The organism is Yersinia massiliensis (assembly GCF_003048255.1).
GTDB classification, from domain to species: domain Bacteria; phylum Pseudomonadota; class Gammaproteobacteria; order Enterobacterales; family Enterobacteriaceae; genus Yersinia; species Yersinia massiliensis_A.
In genome coordinates this window covers 803,387-818,819 of the sequence record NZ_CP028487.1, presented here as the reverse complement: position 1 = coordinate 818,819, position 15,433 = coordinate 803,387, and the positions used below count along the sequence as shown (strand labels likewise).

Sequence of the window (15,433 nt, the reverse complement as noted above, 5' to 3'; positions counted from 1 at the left end):
TATGTTATTCTACTGATTCATCCCGCGTTTTCCTGATCGCCGCGTGCGTTATAAGCCGGCCAATATTTTTCCAACTGCTGGGATTGCAGAGCCTGTTCGACAAAGCGATTGTCAAACCATTGGTCTACGGCAAAATCACGGCGGATCAGATTTCCATTTTTAGCCTGTTCCACACTGCGTTGAAAACTGTCTTGCAAGAAAGTGTCGAGTCGCGGCGAACTGATAAACTTCAGATCGGCCGGATTAAGCTCCTCGAGAAACAAAACTTGGGGAATGGCACTTTGGGCTGAGAGCGTTTTGGCGTAGTTCTCACGATGCTCTTCCTCGCTGGTCCATAAGGCATTTTTGACCAATACATCAATAATTTGCTGAGTGGCTTGCGGATAACTTTCGATAAATGCAGCGGTCCCGATAAATCCTGCCTGCGTGGTATTTTCCCAGCTCAGATCACGACTTTTCACCACCACATCGACCCCTTTACCGCGCAGAGCCAGCAGCGAAACACCGCCCCATACGGCATCAACCCGCCCCGCCGCCAGTGCGGCTTTGCCCGATGTCCAATCAAGATTGATCACCTGCATATCGCGCTCACTCAATCCAGCCCCTTTCAGCGCCCGATCAAAAGCCAGTTGATCGGCGGTCCCGCGATAGACCGCGACCCGTTTACCTTTCAAATCTGCAATTTGTTTGATACCACTTTGGCTGTTCACCGCCAGATATGAGCTGGAGCCGCGGTGACCAAATAAGAAGCGTGTGGGTAAGCCACTGGCACGGCCAATAATGGCGGCCAGATCGCCAAGATAAGCAAAATCAAGCTGCTGATTCGCCAACGCCTCATTCACCGCAGGCCCTGCACCTTTAAAAAATGACCATTTCACCGTCACGCCCTGTGGGGCAAACACATCCTCAAGCTGATGCTGAATATGCGCCAGACCTAACGGCCCACCAATAAAGGGTTTACTGCCCGCACTTTGATCCGGCACACCAATGCGGATTTCTTTTGGCAGTGGCGTCGTTTCACTACGGGCAACAGCCGAAATGCTCAGTAGTGCTGCCACCATCAGAACGAATTTACCCAAAGGAAGTTTTCTCATCACAATCATATCCTCAACGTTATTTCCCTTTACGCTAAACAGGAAGTCCTTACGGGGATAAATGCTTTTTTTCGCTGAGTAATGAGTAAATTGAGATAAAGCAGTCGCCACGTGGCGTTCACGCCAGAATGCATATTTTGCACCCACATTATTCATTAAATGCATTGGTTTACGCGGCGACTTACGCTTTTTATAGAGGCTGACTTCACAAAAGAGCAGGCTCTTATGACGCAATTGATCTTACGGCAAGTGATTTTCCGCCGTCTCACATTCGCGCTTAACCTGTGGTCGCTTCTGCTACCGCTACTGGTTTTGTTGCTCTGGCAACTGGCGGCGACGCAGCGCTGGATGCCTGAACAGATTCTGCCTGCGCCCACCACCGTATTCGCCACCGCCCAAGAACTTTGGCATGGGGATTTACTGGCACAATTGGGTGTGAGTCTCAGACGGTTGCTTTCAGGGTTAGCGCTAGGGGTGTTGGCGGGTACCTTGCTCGGTGGGCTGTTGGGGGCATCACGTCATGCCGCACGAGCTATCGAACCCCTATTTTACGCCTTGGCACAAATCCCGACACTCGGTTGGATCCCGCTCTTTATGGTGCTGTTCGGGATTGATGACGGGCTAAAACTGGCGGTTATCATCAAGGCGGTGATTGTGCCTGTGACGCTCAATACTCAGCAAGCGGTTAACTCAGTGCCACAGGTATTAAATGAGGTCGCACAGGTTTTACGCCTAAACCGCTGGCAACAACTCCGTCGGGTGGTTATCCCCGCCAGCCTTCCCGGCTGGTTTACTGGCCTACATCTGGCGCTGTCACAGGCTTGGATCTCATTGATTGTGGTTGAGCTTTTGGCTTCGTCTCAAGGCATTGGTTATCTGATGGTTTGGGGCCGCCAGCTCTTCCAACTGGATATTGTCTTTGTCACTATCGCCGTCATTGGACTTTGTGGGCTGGCCATGGAGTGGGGATTAGGGCAACTCCATCACCGCTTAGTTTATTGGCCGCAACCGGCGATCAGTCAGCAGAAACGCGACCAACAACTGCCCGTCACCGGTTTTTGGTTGCCCTTGGCGTTGTTATTCCTTTGGCAGCTAGCCAGTCAGTACCATTGGGTCAATCCCCAATTCTTCTCCTCGCCGCTGGCAGTCACAGAACGTGTCATACAGGGTTTTCAGGATGGCGAGTTGCTCCCTGCAATGACGCAAAGTCTGGGCAGAGCCTTAGCGGGTGCGGCGATAGGCATCACACTGGGCTTGCTCACCGGATTGTTACTGGCACTTCATCGCCAAACAGGGCAAATCGTCACACCAACACTGAACGCGTTGCGCCAAATAGCTCTGTTCGCTTGGCTACCGTTGCTCACAGCTTGGGTTGGCAATGACGAAGCCGGCAAAGTGGTGTTTGTCACGCTGGCTGCATTTTTCCCCATGTTTTTCAGTACGCTCAAAGCAGTACAACAGCGCAACCCCCATCTGGATGAGGTGGCTAAAGTGCTGCGCTTGAATCGCATCGACTATCTTCGCCTGCTCATTCTACCGGGTGCGACTCCCGGTATTTTTTCCGGTATCCGTTTGAGCCTGCTTTATGCCTGGCTGGGAAATATCGGTGCCGAATATTTTATGGCATCAGGAGTCGGTATCGGAAATCTCATGATTAATGCGCAGCAACTGTTGGATATGCCCACCATTCTTAGCGGCATGTTACTCATTGGCATCACTGGCGGCTTGCTCGACAAACTGGGTCGGCTGGCAGAATCACAGGTGACGCGCTGGCGTCAGCAAGGAGAATCATCATGACGCAAACCGCACTGGTGCAATTTCGTCACGTCAGAAAAAGCTGGCAGAACCTCACGGCAATCGACAATTTCACTTTGGACATCGAACGCGGCGAGTTTATCGCGTTAGTGGGGAGCAGTGGCTGCGGGAAATCGACACTGCTGCGGTTGTTGGTTGGGTTGGAGCCAGATTTTCAGGGCGAAATCTGTGTTGATGGCTTACCCGTCACTGGCATTGGTCGCGATAGAGGCATTGTGTTTCAGGAACCTCGGCTTTTCCCTTGGTTGACGGTTGAACAAAATGTGGCGCTCGGGCTGGCCGATGCGCCGCTGGGCCGCAATGCAAAACGCGAACGTGTGGCACACATGCTGGAATTGGTCCAACTGACAGGATTTGCCCACAGCCTACCCGCCCAACTTTCTGGAGGTATGGCGCAACGGGTCGCCATCGCCCGTGGACTGGCCGCCAGTCCGGAAATTCTCATGTTGGATGAACCCTTCGGGGCATTGGATGCCCTGACGCGCCAGCAAATGCAGCAAGAACTGCTGCATATTCATCAAACCCAGAGAACCACCACGCTGATTGTTACCCATGATGTGGATGAAGCCGTCACGCTGGCCGACCGCATTGTTGTGATGTCACCTCGACCGGGCCGTATCCTTGAGATTGTCGATATCCGTCAACCTCATCCTCGCGCCCGTGACAGTGATGCCTTTACTTCTCGTTGCGCACACATCCGCGCTTTAATCACCCAAACTGAATCATTTGCAGGAGCTCATTGAGATGGGACATCCCTCTATTTACCCCACGGGGACCACAATCTATAACCCTGAAAAATCTTGGAGTGGCTATACCGTTTTTCAGGCGGTCGAAACAGGTGCCGTACTGACCGATATGAATGGGCGTGAGCTGCGGTTATGGCCTAACTTGCACGGCTTCCCCAACAAAATTTTTCCGGGAGGGACGATTTTGGGGCATACCGCACAGCGAGATCCACGCTTCGGCATGCAGGATATGGTCGATCTGGTGCAAATCGACTGGGAAGGCAATGTGACATGGCAATTCAATCAGTACGAAAAAATCCACGATCCTGAAGGTGATCCGCAGTGGATGGCGCGCGCACATCATGATTATCAACGCAGTGGTAATCCGGTCGGCTACTATGCCCCCGGTTTGGAACCGCAAGTAGATGGCGGTAACACACTCATTCTGGCGCATACCAATCTCCACAATCCGAAAATATCTGACAAATTGCTGCTCGATGACACCATTATTGAAGTGGATTGGCAGGGGAATGTTATCTGGGAATGGCGCTGTAGCGACCATTTCGATGAATTGGGGTTCGATGATGCTGCCAAAACGGCCATTTGGCATAATCCCAATATGCGCGCCAGTGGGGGTGGAATGGGTGATTGGATGCACATCAATTCCATGTCGACACTCGGCCCTAATCAATGGTTTGACGCGGGGGATAGCCGTTTTCATCCCGATAACATTATCTGGGACGCGCGCGAATCTAACATCATCGCCATTATCGATAAGCAGAGCGGGCGCATTGTCTGGCAGCTCGGGCCTGACTACAGCAAACCTGAATTGAAGCATTTAGGCTGGATCATCGGCCAACATCACGCCCACATGATCCCACAAGGTTTACCGGGTGCGGGCAATATTCTGGTGTTTGATAATGGCGGCTGGGCGGGATACGGCGCGCCGAATCCGGCTTCTCCTGATGGGTTAAAAAATGCTTGGCGCGATTACTCCCGTATTCTGGAAATCAATCCACTGACACTGGATATTGAATGGCGTTATTCCCCTTATGAGGCCGGCTTGCCACAGCCAACCGATTCTTACCGTTTTTACAGCCCCTACATTAGCAATATTCAGCGGCTACCCAATGGCAATACCCTGATTAATGAAGGGTCGAATGGGCGTATTTTTGAAGTAACGCAATCCCATGAAATTGTATGGGAATATATCTCCCCCTACTGGGGAAAATCCGTCAACAACAACATGGTCTATCGTGCCTATCGTGTCCCTTACGAGTGGATCCCTCAGCTAACGCGACCTGACGAAATTCCCGTTCAGGCCATAGACGTCACCCAACTACGCCAACCGAATGCCGCAGCAAAAGGTGAATTTGCCTCGGTTATCCATGTTGACGGTGTGCAGCCCTACGACAAAAGTGCCGACGCACTGTGCGTGGCGACGGATAATGAAACCTTGCGGCGTAGCCCTAAGGTGTTTCAGGTAGATGGCACTCACTTTACGAAGCTCGATAATCATCAGAGCGCCCTGCTGGAAGTCGAGCAGGCATGGATTTTCGTCGGCGCAGAGCGCTGTATTCATTGCCGCAATCTATGGCAACGCTTGAGCCACATTGATTTACAGTCAGCGCTGCGGTCATCCCCACGGTATTATGTGGACGCCGATGTCTTCCCTGATTTGGCACAACAACTTAACGTTCGCAGTTTGCCCACACTGCTTAAGTTACGAGGAGGCCGAGAGGTGAAGCGCACAGGTTCAACTCTCAGCGTGAGCGAACTTCTGAGTTGGCTTGAAAACGACGCCTAATCAATACTCACCGTAATAGGGCTATTCCGGCATCGGTTCGGGATAGCCACTGCTGCCAAGGTCAATACCATATTTGGTAAAATCTAATTCTATCCCCGGCCAGTTAACCGTATACACATCCCCCAGACCATAAATGACACCGTTCAATGGATGGGACAGATACTTGGTGAAGTTTCCGAGCAGGAATTTGTCGCCACTCGCGCCAAGATAGCCGACACCAAAAGTCTGCCCATTCATGTTGCTGTAAAACATATGCTCTTTCCCCACGGCAAAGGTTTGGACATCCACTGCGCGCAGTGTCACACCGGAACCATAGACCTGATACAACTCATGGCCCCCCCAAGTGTACAGCCGATTATCTTGTGTCAGAGCCGCACTCCCGATATAGCGTGACTGTAACGTTTTCACGTTTTGCATAATGACAATAGGCGGTGCCACTTCCAGATTGGTCAGCGCAGCAGATTCATATTGATAACTAGGGTAATTTTGCCCTAAGTGGAAATGAGTCCCCCAACCAATCACCGAACCATCGTCCAGTAATGCCGCCCCCCAGCCATTGCCACCAGAGATGTAGACGATTTTATCGGCATAGTTTTTCAAGCCACTGATTTTTCGTGGCAAGGCAGATAAGCCCTTATAATCTTGATAGCCATAATGGCATCGTGACTGACCTCCCCGCACATCATTGCGGCTCGCTATCTGGCCAGTCCCACCGTGAACATACTGAGTAAAGCCCAGGCCACAGCCTTCGTTATCGCCAAAACCCCAGACCGAATACTCGTTACTGTCATTCACGGTGACAGCAAAGCTCCCTTCGTAGGCTGCGCCCATCAGCGTGACCTTCTCTCCCCCTAAGACAATTTGTCTTGGCGTCACCCGCGTTAAGTCAAGTTCAGGTGCAGTGGTCGCATACCGATTATTACCACACTGGTTATAGCGGCACTCGCCAAGAAACCACAAAGTGCCATCCGCTTTTTGCATCAGCGTAGTGTATTCCCCTGCGGCAATATCAACCACGCCACTCAGCACTTTGCAGGGGGTCGGGTTATAGAGCACTTTGGTGCCATTACACACCGTCGACCCCGCTTCACCATAGAGATCTTGCCCCCAACTCCAGACATCACCATTCTCATCTAAGGCAACCAGATGATAAATACCACCGGCAATCTTAGTGATACGCAGTGTCGAGTTTGGATCGCCTGGCGGGATAATAACCATCGCGGGTTTCGCGGTATCCGCATTGCCTGAAATACCATTTGAGCCATTGCCTTGTAAGCCATGGTCACGGTAACCCCACACCCAAAGTTTACCGTTAGAATCAATGCCGACTCCGGTATCCACCAACTCAGTTTGGTTACTGAAAGTGATGACACCTTGTAAGGTCGATTGCTTGTACACCGGACTTTGATATGCCACCGCCTGCTTAGGCTCAAAACCGAACACCACTAATGGCAAGTAGACCGGAGTGTTAATGCGAGCCATTGCAACCTGATCGTATTTTCGGCCTGAAGCGCTTTGTGTCACTGTCACATTGACATCACTCTTCAACACTGAATCTTGTGGGAAGTGATAAGCCAGATTTGCTTTCAATACATTGCTACTGCGTACCTGTTGGCTATAACTGTGGGTACTACTACTGACTAAACTCTCCGTCACAATATCGGCGAGTCGCGCTTGTTTAGCGAGCAAGTTACTCCCATCAAGCGTCAAGGAAAGCAGCGCCGCTAATAAAGGTAATAACAGCGCATACATCACGATTAGCGCACCTTTTTCATCAGCGAGTGTTTTGAAAAATCGCTTAATTGTCATCGCGAAGGTCGTCATAACGAAGGTCTGAGCAGTGAGGATCTTAGCAGCGAGGGTCATAGTTGAAAATCTCCGTCACTCAACGTGGCATCACGATGCTTGAAGTGGCAATATTCGGCGGCATCTTGAGCAGCGAGCCGATGAAAGCAGAAAAAACGCTGGTGTCATTGCGTTCGACACAAAGTGTGACGCGGTAAATTGGCACCCATCCCCATTGAGTTCGTTCGCTGATAAACGTCATTTTTGCCGCATCCGCTGGCGTGAAAATGCCGTCTGAAGAAACACAGTTATCATCGGTGGCATAAGACAAGGTGAGTGGCTTGCCATCGACCCAGCGGTTATCAACGGTTGCGTCGCCAGCGCTGTCGGTAGTGAAATAAAAAGTTTCAAGACGAACCGCCACCGCTTTACCAGGGAATGTGCTGCCCAACAAACTCAGTGCCACTTTTGCCATATCATCTACTTCAGTTGGCACTACCTGTTTCCTTTCGTTATACAGATAAGTCCGTTCTCGAATCACAGAAGCAATAGAATGCAAGGTCCGTTCAGCTTTACCTTTATTGAGATTGAGCTGACCCAGATCCACGACGAAATAAATCAGCGCAATAAACAACGTAAACACGAGTGATGCCTCTAATGCGACAGCACCATCAGCTGACTTAACCGAAGATAACCTTTTGTTAAATAAGCGGCTGAGGGGTGGATTACACCAATTCATAATGTTGGACATAAACAACCTTGCGGCTCAGTAAGCTGGCTTTAAAAGAAGACAAAAGGAATAGTTGAGCAAGGACTGGGTTGTAGTGATATTTGATGCTGTAAACAGCTAATTTCGCCCCGCTTGCTGGGGTTGAAGCACGGCAGCTATTCGCAACCAATTCCTCAACGTTTCGGCAATACAAAACATCCTCAATATCGATGTCATCTGAGTTTCCTAACCAAGGCCATAGCTGGCTATTATTTTCCAAACTATGAATGAAGCTAGCGCGATAATTAGTCGCGGTACTGCTATCGAAAGAAGCACTTCTTCCTGACTCCGCCACGGCAAGATCCAATGCAGCAGAGATGAAAATAACGCGACAAATCTCAAGAAATAGAAATACTAAAAGTAAAAATGGCCCAATCAGTAGTGCAAACTCAAGTGAAATAGCACCCGAATCAGATCTGATACGTTCCCTAATAGTCAGTACAAGCTTGTTGCTATACATATAGCGTTCCATAAGACATATAGCGTTCCATAAGTTATCGGTCAGATAAAATGGGCGTGCGGCCACAATAAAATAATTAAGGCAATAGATATTCATGAGTGGTACGTAATAACGCACACTCAAGATCGACTTGTAAGATATCCAATGTTATTAAACGACAAGAAGAGATAAATTACAATAATAATAACCCCAGTTATATATATCATTTTAAAAAAACCATAGAACACTCTCATTTTAAGTCACTTGCAACCTGTGCTCATAAAAAAATAGTATCTGATCACTTGTGCGAATTTCATTTGTGATTAGTTTACATAAAGCATTTGATTATTTGATCACTATGTAGGAATTCAATTAATAAGAGATTGGATATCATGTTAAAAGAAACACAAGTAACCACTAAGATGATTAATATCATAATGTTAAATTAAGGTTAAATTAACTATTATTCTCAGCGTTATGTATAAGAATAATGGTATTGTCCCCGCCTTTATAAGCTATATATTACTTCCGTTAATTCATTGTATTTCAAAGCACTTTAAGGGTTAACTATGCTACGTTTGAAAATTAATAAAAATGATAACATCCAAAATCAAATTGTTAAGGGAATCATAGAATTAACCAATAAAGGAGACCTCAAGTTTGGTGATCACTTACCCTCAATTACTGCAATGAGTGATTCTTTGTTGATATCAAGGACATCCGTTATTGGTGCATATGAAAAGTTGGTAAAATTAGGAATCATTCAAAGTAAGGAACGAAGTGGTTATTTTATCTCCACGATTATCGATGATAATCAAAGCTCAAGATCAACAACAAAAGTCATGTTTAAAGAGAAAGCAGGAAATAAGCCACAACAAGATAGGATTTATCATGCTAGAGATGTGAGAATACCAGATGTATTTGTCAGAAATTTCTTTACGGAAATAAGATTACGTAAAAACAGTACGACTGAGCCATTAGATATTAGGCAGCTAATGTCAGATATGTTGCTCTCTATGCGACGAATAAAAGCTAATTACAGTACCTCGATTATCACCAAAAATGTTATCTCGTTCTTACTGACTGTGGCTGTCGCAATTAAGAAGAGAACACCCAGTCCAACCATCATTCTTGAATATCCGTGTTACAACAAAGTGCACGATATCTTCAGCTCTCTGGGATTTAAAATTATTCTGGTCCCTGTCGATCAACATGGATTGCAGGTAGAAAATCTAGAGAGTCTGAGTGCAGACTGTATTTATCTCACCCCTGCTCATCAATTCCCAACAGGCGCGGTATTAAGCCAAGAACGGCGGGATTATCTGGCAGCTTGGTGCCAAAAAAATCATGTTTGGCTCATTGAAGATGACTCTTTATCGCTGATGAATTTGAGCGAAAAGACCAGTAGCCCTATCTACGTTAGCCATCCGAGTGAAAAGAATATCTATGTTTCTTCAATGGCACTAATCCTCGGTAGTGAGAACGGTGCCAGTATCGGCCTGTTGCCAGCAGACTTGTATCCTGAAATAAGCCAGTTAGAAAACATACTCTATAGTGAGGATTCTGTACTGAGCTATCGGTTAGTTTCAAACTATCTACACTCAAATAGAATCATCCGTGATATCGCTAATCTGGCACATAAGAGGCGTAAAAAGTATCAGCTTGCCACCGAAGGCTTACGTAGAGCCTTTGGCCAACCTCAGATATGGGGGATACCTCGCTCGATATATTTCTCATTTTTAATACCTCCAGGGATTACCGTTGACCATGATAAATTCCCGTCCCATTTAATTCCTATGTCTACAATCTTTGATACTTTCGGTTTTAGCTGGTTAGGAAAAAGAATAATTTATCCTTTTGCTGCACTCGAGATGGACCAAATAAAACTGATCAACGACTATTTCCTAAAAATAGCTCAAGAGCAGTAAGATGCACTTCGTAACATATGATGTTACGCCAATAGAGTCCTGATAGAGACTGCCGATTAGTGATGTCAAACATAAAACAATCACTTAGCGGCAGAATTATGTCACTAGCGATACAAGCATTGTTCTTACATTGTGAAATTTATGCTAAATAATAAAAATCTGTGCCTAATACTTATATTGAGTTGTAACTGATAAATAATAAAATTTGGCTCTACCATGATTTTAAGGATAAAAATATAGTGATTACGTAACTTATTTACAGAGTGAAATCTCTTATAAGTTACCTTTGCTAAATTTCATTTATAAAGGATTTATAATGTTTACTAAAGCATCAAGCATGGTATTGAACTCATCTGTATTTCTGGCAGTTAAGGGTCAAGAAAAACTGCAAGAAATGTTAACAAATGAGAAAGGTGTTACTGCCATTGAATATTCAATGATCGCTGTAGCTGTTTCAGCAATGCTGTATATCGTTCTGGGTGATGGAACAAGCGGTGATAACTTCTTGGGCAAAATTATTACTGCTTTCGATAAAATTAAAGACAGCATAGATCAGTCTATGAGTGCCTTCCCTACTGCTCCATAGTAGGTAGCCTTAAGTTAACACTCACTTTTAGCCTATATTGGCTAGTCGTGAGTGTTACTGCATATACATAATAAACGAGACCAATAACTTTATGTGGCTAAATTATGGGATATCGCTGGTGTGGTTCGGTATCCTTATGCGAATTTGTTACACCGACATTCGATTCAGGTTAATAAGAAACCACGATGTTTTTATATTACTGATTTGTGTTATCAGCACATTGCTTATTTTTGATAAGCCATTTAATTACCCCTACGCACTCATCACACTGGCTATCGGATTTATCTTGGTCACGATAAATATCGTAGGTGCTGGTGATATAAAGTTACTCGCCGTTCTGGCACTAACATTCCCCGATGGCATTTTTTTTGGCTACCTACTGGTCATGTCGATACTGGGCAGTGGCTTAGCCATCATTGAATTGATCAGGATGAGGCTTAAAAAGCAGCCGTCACGTGGATTGCCTTATGGCGTGGCAATAGCAGGAAGCTATTTATTTGTTCTTTATGACTTATTTATCACTTGAGATAAAAATTATACGGGGCTTGGAACGTGAATCAAAAAATAATCATGGCCATGGCAGTACTACTCATCTTAATTGGTGGAATAGGTATTTTTATTTTTTCCGGCGGTAAAAATGATGAGCAGGTTAGCAACGTCAGTTCTCAAGTAGAAAAAAAACCAGCAATAGAGCAAGTTTCTGTCAACTTCGCGGTTGCTAAAATTGGACTGAAGGCAGGCTCTATTATTACCGAACAAGATATAAAGATAGAAACCGTCTTACTGGAGCCAGGGCATTGGTTGGTGGAAGAACAAGAGGCTGGTCAGCTGTTTATGGTCGGTTATGTCACGTTAGATAATATCAATGCGAATAGCCGCATACGTTCCAGTCAAGTTGCTATGCCAGGTTCTCCTGCCTATTTATCGCAAATGGTGACACCAGGGTATCGCGTTTATTCATTCAACTTGAGTGAACAACAAATCTCACAATTAGCGACAACTAAGGCAGGCGAATATGTCGATGTTTACTTTCGCTACAACATGATTATCTCGGGATATAAAACACAAATTTTACAGCGCGTTGAACCTGAAATCCGTCGTATCGGGAATTTTAATGGAACGAAAGTACTGCCGATATTAAGCGCCAAAAAATTATTGTATATGGACCAAACCGGCAGTAATGGCGTGGTATCTGATATTAATAAAATGATAAAGAAAGATACCAAGACAGAGAACAGTAACGTCGCTAAACCCAGACCTGAAAGCAGTGCAAAACTGTATGTGGAATTAAGTGATCATGATATTAAGCGATTATATACCCTTGATCCTTATGGTGATTTCATCATATTCCCGGCCAGTTTTGCTAAGAATAAAGCAAGCTCTACAGATGAAACGCTGCCGGAGAATATTCGTCAATTAAAAGGGAAAAAAGGTTAATTTATGGCAAATAACTTCCGGCGATATCTGAATCATTTCAGATATTTACCCACACGAATTCTGACCGTTTTGACGGTAATAATACTGATGACAGGGGCTGCTTTTGCCCAAGATATCTATATGGAGAAAGGCGAAGCCCGAACCCTAAAAGTGAATGCGGCTGTAGATACGGTTTTTATATCTAATCCTGATGTTGCCGACTATGAAGTCATTGATGAGAAGCAAGTCGTCATATTTGCCAGAGAAAATGGCCGAGCCAGTCTTGAGATATACGGTGGAGAGAACAATGCCACGCTCATGACAATGAATATTGTCGTCGATCCTCTGTTAGGCAACATTAAAAAAGAGATGGCGGAAGAATATCCCGGCAGTGATATTGATATCAAAAAGTACGGTGAAGGCTATGTGTTAACCGGCACCGTGCCGGATGAAGATGCCAGAGAAGGCATCTATATGACGATTGGTCAGGCTCTTGGACTCAAAAGGAAAGAAACTGATCTCAAAATAAAACCGGGTTCAGTCAGTTCAATCGGCGGGGACAGTGGCGGTGATACGTCGATCGATTTTATGCAAAAAGTTGTTTTTGAAGGCTTGGTCAACCGCCTGAAATTACCGGCAACAAATCAGGTCAACGTCAAATTAACTGTCGTCGAAGTGACAAAAACCTTTATGGATAATGTTGGCGTTGATTGGAGCAATGCCGGATTGGGGGCAGGTCAATTTAGCCTGACCAAATTCAGATTTGATGCCAATTCATTGAATAGCCTAATTTATGCCATTAAAAATGATTCTATTGCCCGCATCTTAGCAGAACCAAACTTATCGGTACTCTCGGGTGAGACCGCTGACTTTTTAGTCGGTGGTGAGATCCCTATTGTCACAACCTCAATGGCAGGTTCTACCATTACTTATAAAGAGTTTGGTGTGAAGCTAGTGATTGCCGCCAAGGTAGAAAGTAATAACAAAATAAAACTTAACCTCAGTGAAGAGATCAGTAGTTTGGATGGACAATATGCTTTAGGCGATCTCAACATCCCTAAATTACGCTCCCGTAAGGCCAGAACGACGGTTGAACTGGGGGATGGGGATAGCTTTGTGCTCGGAGGCTTATTAAATGAAAATGAAAAAGAATCGCTCTCTGGCATTCCATTTATTAGTGATATTCCGATTCTTGGCGCGCTATTCCGACGCACGGGTGCCGAACGCGAGCGCACTGAATTAGTCGTCGTAGCAACGGTTAATCTGGTTAAACCCATCTCTTTCAACAAAGTGGTTTTACCTAATTTTGTACGCAGTAATCTCGCAGAACGCTTCTTCAATATCAGCGCTATCCGCGAATCTAAATCCCGTAAGCAAGTGACAGAGTTCCTTGATAAGGGAGGGTTTGCACAATGACAACTAGCCGGCGGTTAACGACGAGCTTACTGCTTCTAGTATTAGGGATAACGAGTTTCTCAGCCCCGACGCTATCAGCAGAAAATCCATCGCAATTGATGAGCCGGGTGTCTGACCATACTCTTTATGCCAACACCGTGATAGACCGAGAAATCTTGGTCGGAGAAGTGCTGCAAAATTACCGGAAATTGAGCCATGCTGTGATATTGATTAGCGGGTATCAGCCTGCTTTTAATCAATTGGCTTATGATATAAGAGCTCAGCTCATATCAGCCAATATTCCGCCAACGTCTATTTATCTGCAACCGAGTTCGACGGGGTATGATATGCGGAATCGTGGACTAATAACGCTATCATTAGAACAATATCGCGTTGCGCAATATACCTGTAACTATCATAGACAAGATTATCAATACCGCGACAGAGACAAAGTAGGTTGTAGCGTCGATAACCTACGTAATTTAAGCATTATCAATAGAAAATGATTTTCTCTATTTGTCATCATTAACAGGTATCTTAGAATGCTATTATTCTCTAATAACGATAAATCAGAGACATCCACCGACAAAGAGGCTATCGTTCTTATTTCAGCACGAACTTCATGGATGGATGAAGTCAGTAGTCAATTAGTATTGAAGAACGTTATCCATATTCAAAGGATTACTGAAAATTTTCTTAAAATAGAGTCATTGGATTTATCTTCGACCATCCACACTGTGATTATTGATATTGAAAATGCCACAGACACACAAAAAATAATCAATAAAATCAATACAATTCTGGTAAACACCGCAAGTTGCCTAGTCGTCGGTGACAGTGACTCAATCATTTTATCGCAACAGTTTGTGCAATCTGGTGTGCATTATCTTCATTATCCATCGCAACTCACTGATATTGTTGCACAGGTCAAAAGTGCACGGTTAGAATTTAGCAATAAGCGCTCCGCGATAAAAATCAGTATTTTGGGATGTAAGGGGGGGATAGGAACATCGACGATCAGTTATCATCTTGCACAATATATTGCCATTAATAATCGTGTGCCTGTGCTACTCGTCCAAGGGCATGGTGGTTCTCAGGATATGGACATTATTTCGGATCATATCCTCGATCATGACGTCACCGAAGTGACAGATTATCTTTCAATTAAGAAAAATGGCGGTGAGATAACACCAAACCTCCATGACCCATTATTAGAACGCTACAATTTTTCTATTTTTGATTATCCAGTTTTTAATCTGGACAAAGAGAAAATTGAACATATTTTGAATTTCTCTGATTGCGTGATTTTTATTATCAGCCATGATTTAGCCTCCCTGCGTGTCGCTAAATTATCACAAGAAGTAAACCGCTTTTTACAAACGGTAGGAAATGGTGTTAAACGCGAATTTACCTGTTTGAATCAGACAAAATCCACTGGGGGGACTGCACTATCCCTGAGTGACTTAACGGCATTACTCAGTAATGAGATATCTACGCAAATCATTTATCAGCGACCGCCCAACGATCCCTCTAAGCCACTTAGATTACAGGGAAAATCGGCAGAATCCTTAAATGTTCTGGCGCAAAAAGTGTTAGGCCAAAATCCGATGTCACGTAAAAGTATCGGCAATTTGTCTGGTCTCATACAACATTATTTTAAAAAGTAGGTGGGAT

At 45.3% G+C, this 15,433-nt stretch carries 14 protein-coding genes; 10 read left to right on the top strand and 4 right to left on the bottom strand.

From position 1 onward, the window contains the following. Window positions 1-17: 17 nt before the first annotated feature. Window positions 18-1,094 (bottom strand): ABC transporter substrate-binding protein, encoded by a 1,077-nt coding sequence (locus tag DA391_RS03670; RefSeq protein ID WP_098905285.1) that lies wholly within the window; start codon window positions 1,092-1,094, stop codon window positions 18-20. 225 nt (window positions 1,095-1,319) lie between these two features. Here DA391_RS03670 and DA391_RS03665 point away from each other — a divergent pair, with 225 nt between their 5' ends. From DA391_RS03665 to DA391_RS03655, 3 genes are read left to right on the top strand one after another with little or no spacing between them, the layout of a single operon-like run. After that, the gene (locus DA391_RS03665; RefSeq protein WP_108087386.1) at window positions 1,320-2,891 is read left to right on the top strand and encodes an ABC transporter permease; all 1,572 of its coding nucleotides are present in this window, start codon (window positions 1,320-1,322) and stop codon (window positions 2,889-2,891) included. After that, window positions 2,888-3,652, top strand: a complete 765-nt coding sequence (locus DA391_RS03660) for an ABC transporter ATP-binding protein (RefSeq protein WP_050873996.1) — start codon at window positions 2,888-2,890, stop codon at window positions 3,650-3,652. Before DA391_RS03665 ends, DA391_RS03660 begins: the two co-directional genes overlap by 4 nt. Before the next feature lies 1 nt (window position 3,653). After that, entirely contained in the window at window positions 3,654-5,441 is a 1,788-nt protein-coding gene (locus DA391_RS03655) for an aryl-sulfate sulfotransferase (protein WP_108087385.1), read from the top strand. Between the two features lie 21 nt (window positions 5,442-5,462). Here DA391_RS03655 and DA391_RS03650 read toward each other — a convergent pair whose 3' ends face one another. Genes DA391_RS03650 through DA391_RS03640 form a run of 3 tightly spaced genes read right to left on the bottom strand, consistent with a single transcriptional unit; the run spans window position 5,463 to window position 8,455 of the window. Continuing rightward, window positions 5,463-7,307 carry an RCC1 domain-containing protein gene (locus DA391_RS03650; protein ID WP_050286751.1) on the bottom strand — a complete coding sequence of 615 codons (1,845 nt, stop codon included), beginning with the start codon at window positions 7,305-7,307 and terminating at the stop codon, window positions 5,463-5,465. 19 nt (window positions 7,308-7,326) lie between these two features. Continuing rightward, window positions 7,327-7,977, bottom strand: coding sequence for a tight adherence pilus pseudopilin TadF (tadF, locus tag DA391_RS03645; RefSeq protein WP_108087384.1), 651 nt, complete (start codon window positions 7,975-7,977; stop codon window positions 7,327-7,329). After that, on the bottom strand, window positions 7,952-8,455 hold the full coding sequence (locus tag DA391_RS03640; protein ID WP_050874002.1) for a TadE/TadG family type IV pilus assembly protein: 504 nt from the start codon (window positions 8,453-8,455) through the stop codon (window positions 7,952-7,954). The genes tadF and DA391_RS03640 overlap by 26 nt, the downstream gene beginning before the upstream one ends. 548 nt (window positions 8,456-9,003) lie before the next feature. On the opposite strand from DA391_RS03640, the gene DA391_RS03635 reads away from it, so the two are divergent. The 7 genes from DA391_RS03635 to DA391_RS03610 all read left to right on the top strand — a co-directional run bounded on the left by DA391_RS03635 (window position 9,004) and on the right by DA391_RS03610 (window position 15,426). Then, the gene (locus DA391_RS03635; protein ID WP_050879125.1) at window positions 9,004-10,362 is read left to right on the top strand and encodes an aminotransferase class I/II-fold pyridoxal phosphate-dependent enzyme; all 1,359 of its coding nucleotides are present in this window, start codon (window positions 9,004-9,006) and stop codon (window positions 10,360-10,362) included. A 316-nt stretch (window positions 10,363-10,678) separates the two neighbouring features. Next, window positions 10,679-10,948: a Flp family type IVb pilin gene (locus tag DA391_RS03630; RefSeq protein WP_050286755.1), complete on the top strand. Its 270-nt coding sequence runs from the start codon at window positions 10,679-10,681 to the stop codon at window positions 10,946-10,948. Between the two features lie 136 nt (window positions 10,949-11,084). Beyond that, window positions 11,085-11,474: an A24 family peptidase gene (locus tag DA391_RS03625; RefSeq protein WP_172440377.1), complete on the top strand. Its 390-nt coding sequence runs from the start codon at window positions 11,085-11,087 to the stop codon at window positions 11,472-11,474. 26 nt (window positions 11,475-11,500) lie between these two features. After that, entirely contained in the window at window positions 11,501-12,385 is an 885-nt protein-coding gene (locus DA391_RS03620; RefSeq protein ID WP_057650780.1) for a hypothetical protein, read from the top strand. Between the two features lie 3 nt (window positions 12,386-12,388). Further along, complete coding sequence (locus DA391_RS03615) at window positions 12,389-13,780, top strand: type II and III secretion system protein family protein (RefSeq protein ID WP_072084876.1); 1,392 nt, start codon at window positions 12,389-12,391, stop codon at window positions 13,778-13,780. Then, window positions 13,777-14,265, top strand: coding sequence for a hypothetical protein (locus DA391_RS24145; RefSeq protein ID WP_138070067.1), 489 nt, complete (start codon window positions 13,777-13,779; stop codon window positions 14,263-14,265). Before DA391_RS03615 ends, DA391_RS24145 begins: the two co-directional genes overlap by 4 nt. Before the next feature lie 36 nt (window positions 14,266-14,301). Beyond that, window positions 14,302-15,426 (top strand): hypothetical protein, encoded by a 1,125-nt coding sequence (locus DA391_RS03610; RefSeq protein WP_050083730.1) that lies wholly within the window; start codon window positions 14,302-14,304, stop codon window positions 15,424-15,426. Window positions 15,427-15,433 lie beyond the last annotated feature (7 nt).

Bases quoted from the DNA above. Each gene is read 5' to 3' on its own strand.
- DA391_RS03650 (WP_050286751.1), bottom strand. From the start codon at position 7,307: ATGACCCTCGCTGCTAAGATCCTCACTGCTCAGACCTTCGTTATGACG.
- DA391_RS03635 (WP_050879125.1), top strand. From the start codon at position 9,004: ATGCTACGTTTGAAAATTAATAAAAATGATAACATCCAAAATCAAATT.
- DA391_RS03610 (WP_050083730.1), top strand. From the start codon at position 14,302: ATGCTATTATTCTCTAATAACGATAAATCAGAGACATCCACCGACAAA.
- DA391_RS03665 (WP_108087386.1), top strand. From the start codon at position 1,320: ATGACGCAATTGATCTTACGGCAAGTGATTTTCCGCCGTCTCACATTC.
- DA391_RS03670 (WP_098905285.1), bottom strand. From the start codon at position 1,094: ATGAGAAAACTTCCTTTGGGTAAATTCGTTCTGATGGTGGCAGCACTA.
- tadF (WP_108087384.1), bottom strand. From the start codon at position 7,977: ATGTCCAACATTATGAATTGGTGTAATCCACCCCTCAGCCGCTTATTT.
- DA391_RS03660 (WP_050873996.1), top strand. From the start codon at position 2,888: ATGACGCAAACCGCACTGGTGCAATTTCGTCACGTCAGAAAAAGCTGG.
- DA391_RS03655 (WP_108087385.1), top strand. From the start codon at position 3,654: ATGGGACATCCCTCTATTTACCCCACGGGGACCACAATCTATAACCCT.
- DA391_RS03615 (WP_072084876.1), top strand. From the start codon at position 12,389: ATGGCAAATAACTTCCGGCGATATCTGAATCATTTCAGATATTTACCC.
- DA391_RS03625 (WP_172440377.1), top strand. From the start codon at position 11,085: ATGCGAATTTGTTACACCGACATTCGATTCAGGTTAATAAGAAACCAC.
- DA391_RS03630 (WP_050286755.1), top strand. From the start codon at position 10,679: ATGTTTACTAAAGCATCAAGCATGGTATTGAACTCATCTGTATTTCTG.
- DA391_RS24145 (WP_138070067.1), top strand. From the start codon at position 13,777: ATGACAACTAGCCGGCGGTTAACGACGAGCTTACTGCTTCTAGTATTA.
- DA391_RS03640 (WP_050874002.1), bottom strand. From the start codon at position 8,455: ATGTATAGCAACAAGCTTGTACTGACTATTAGGGAACGTATCAGATCT.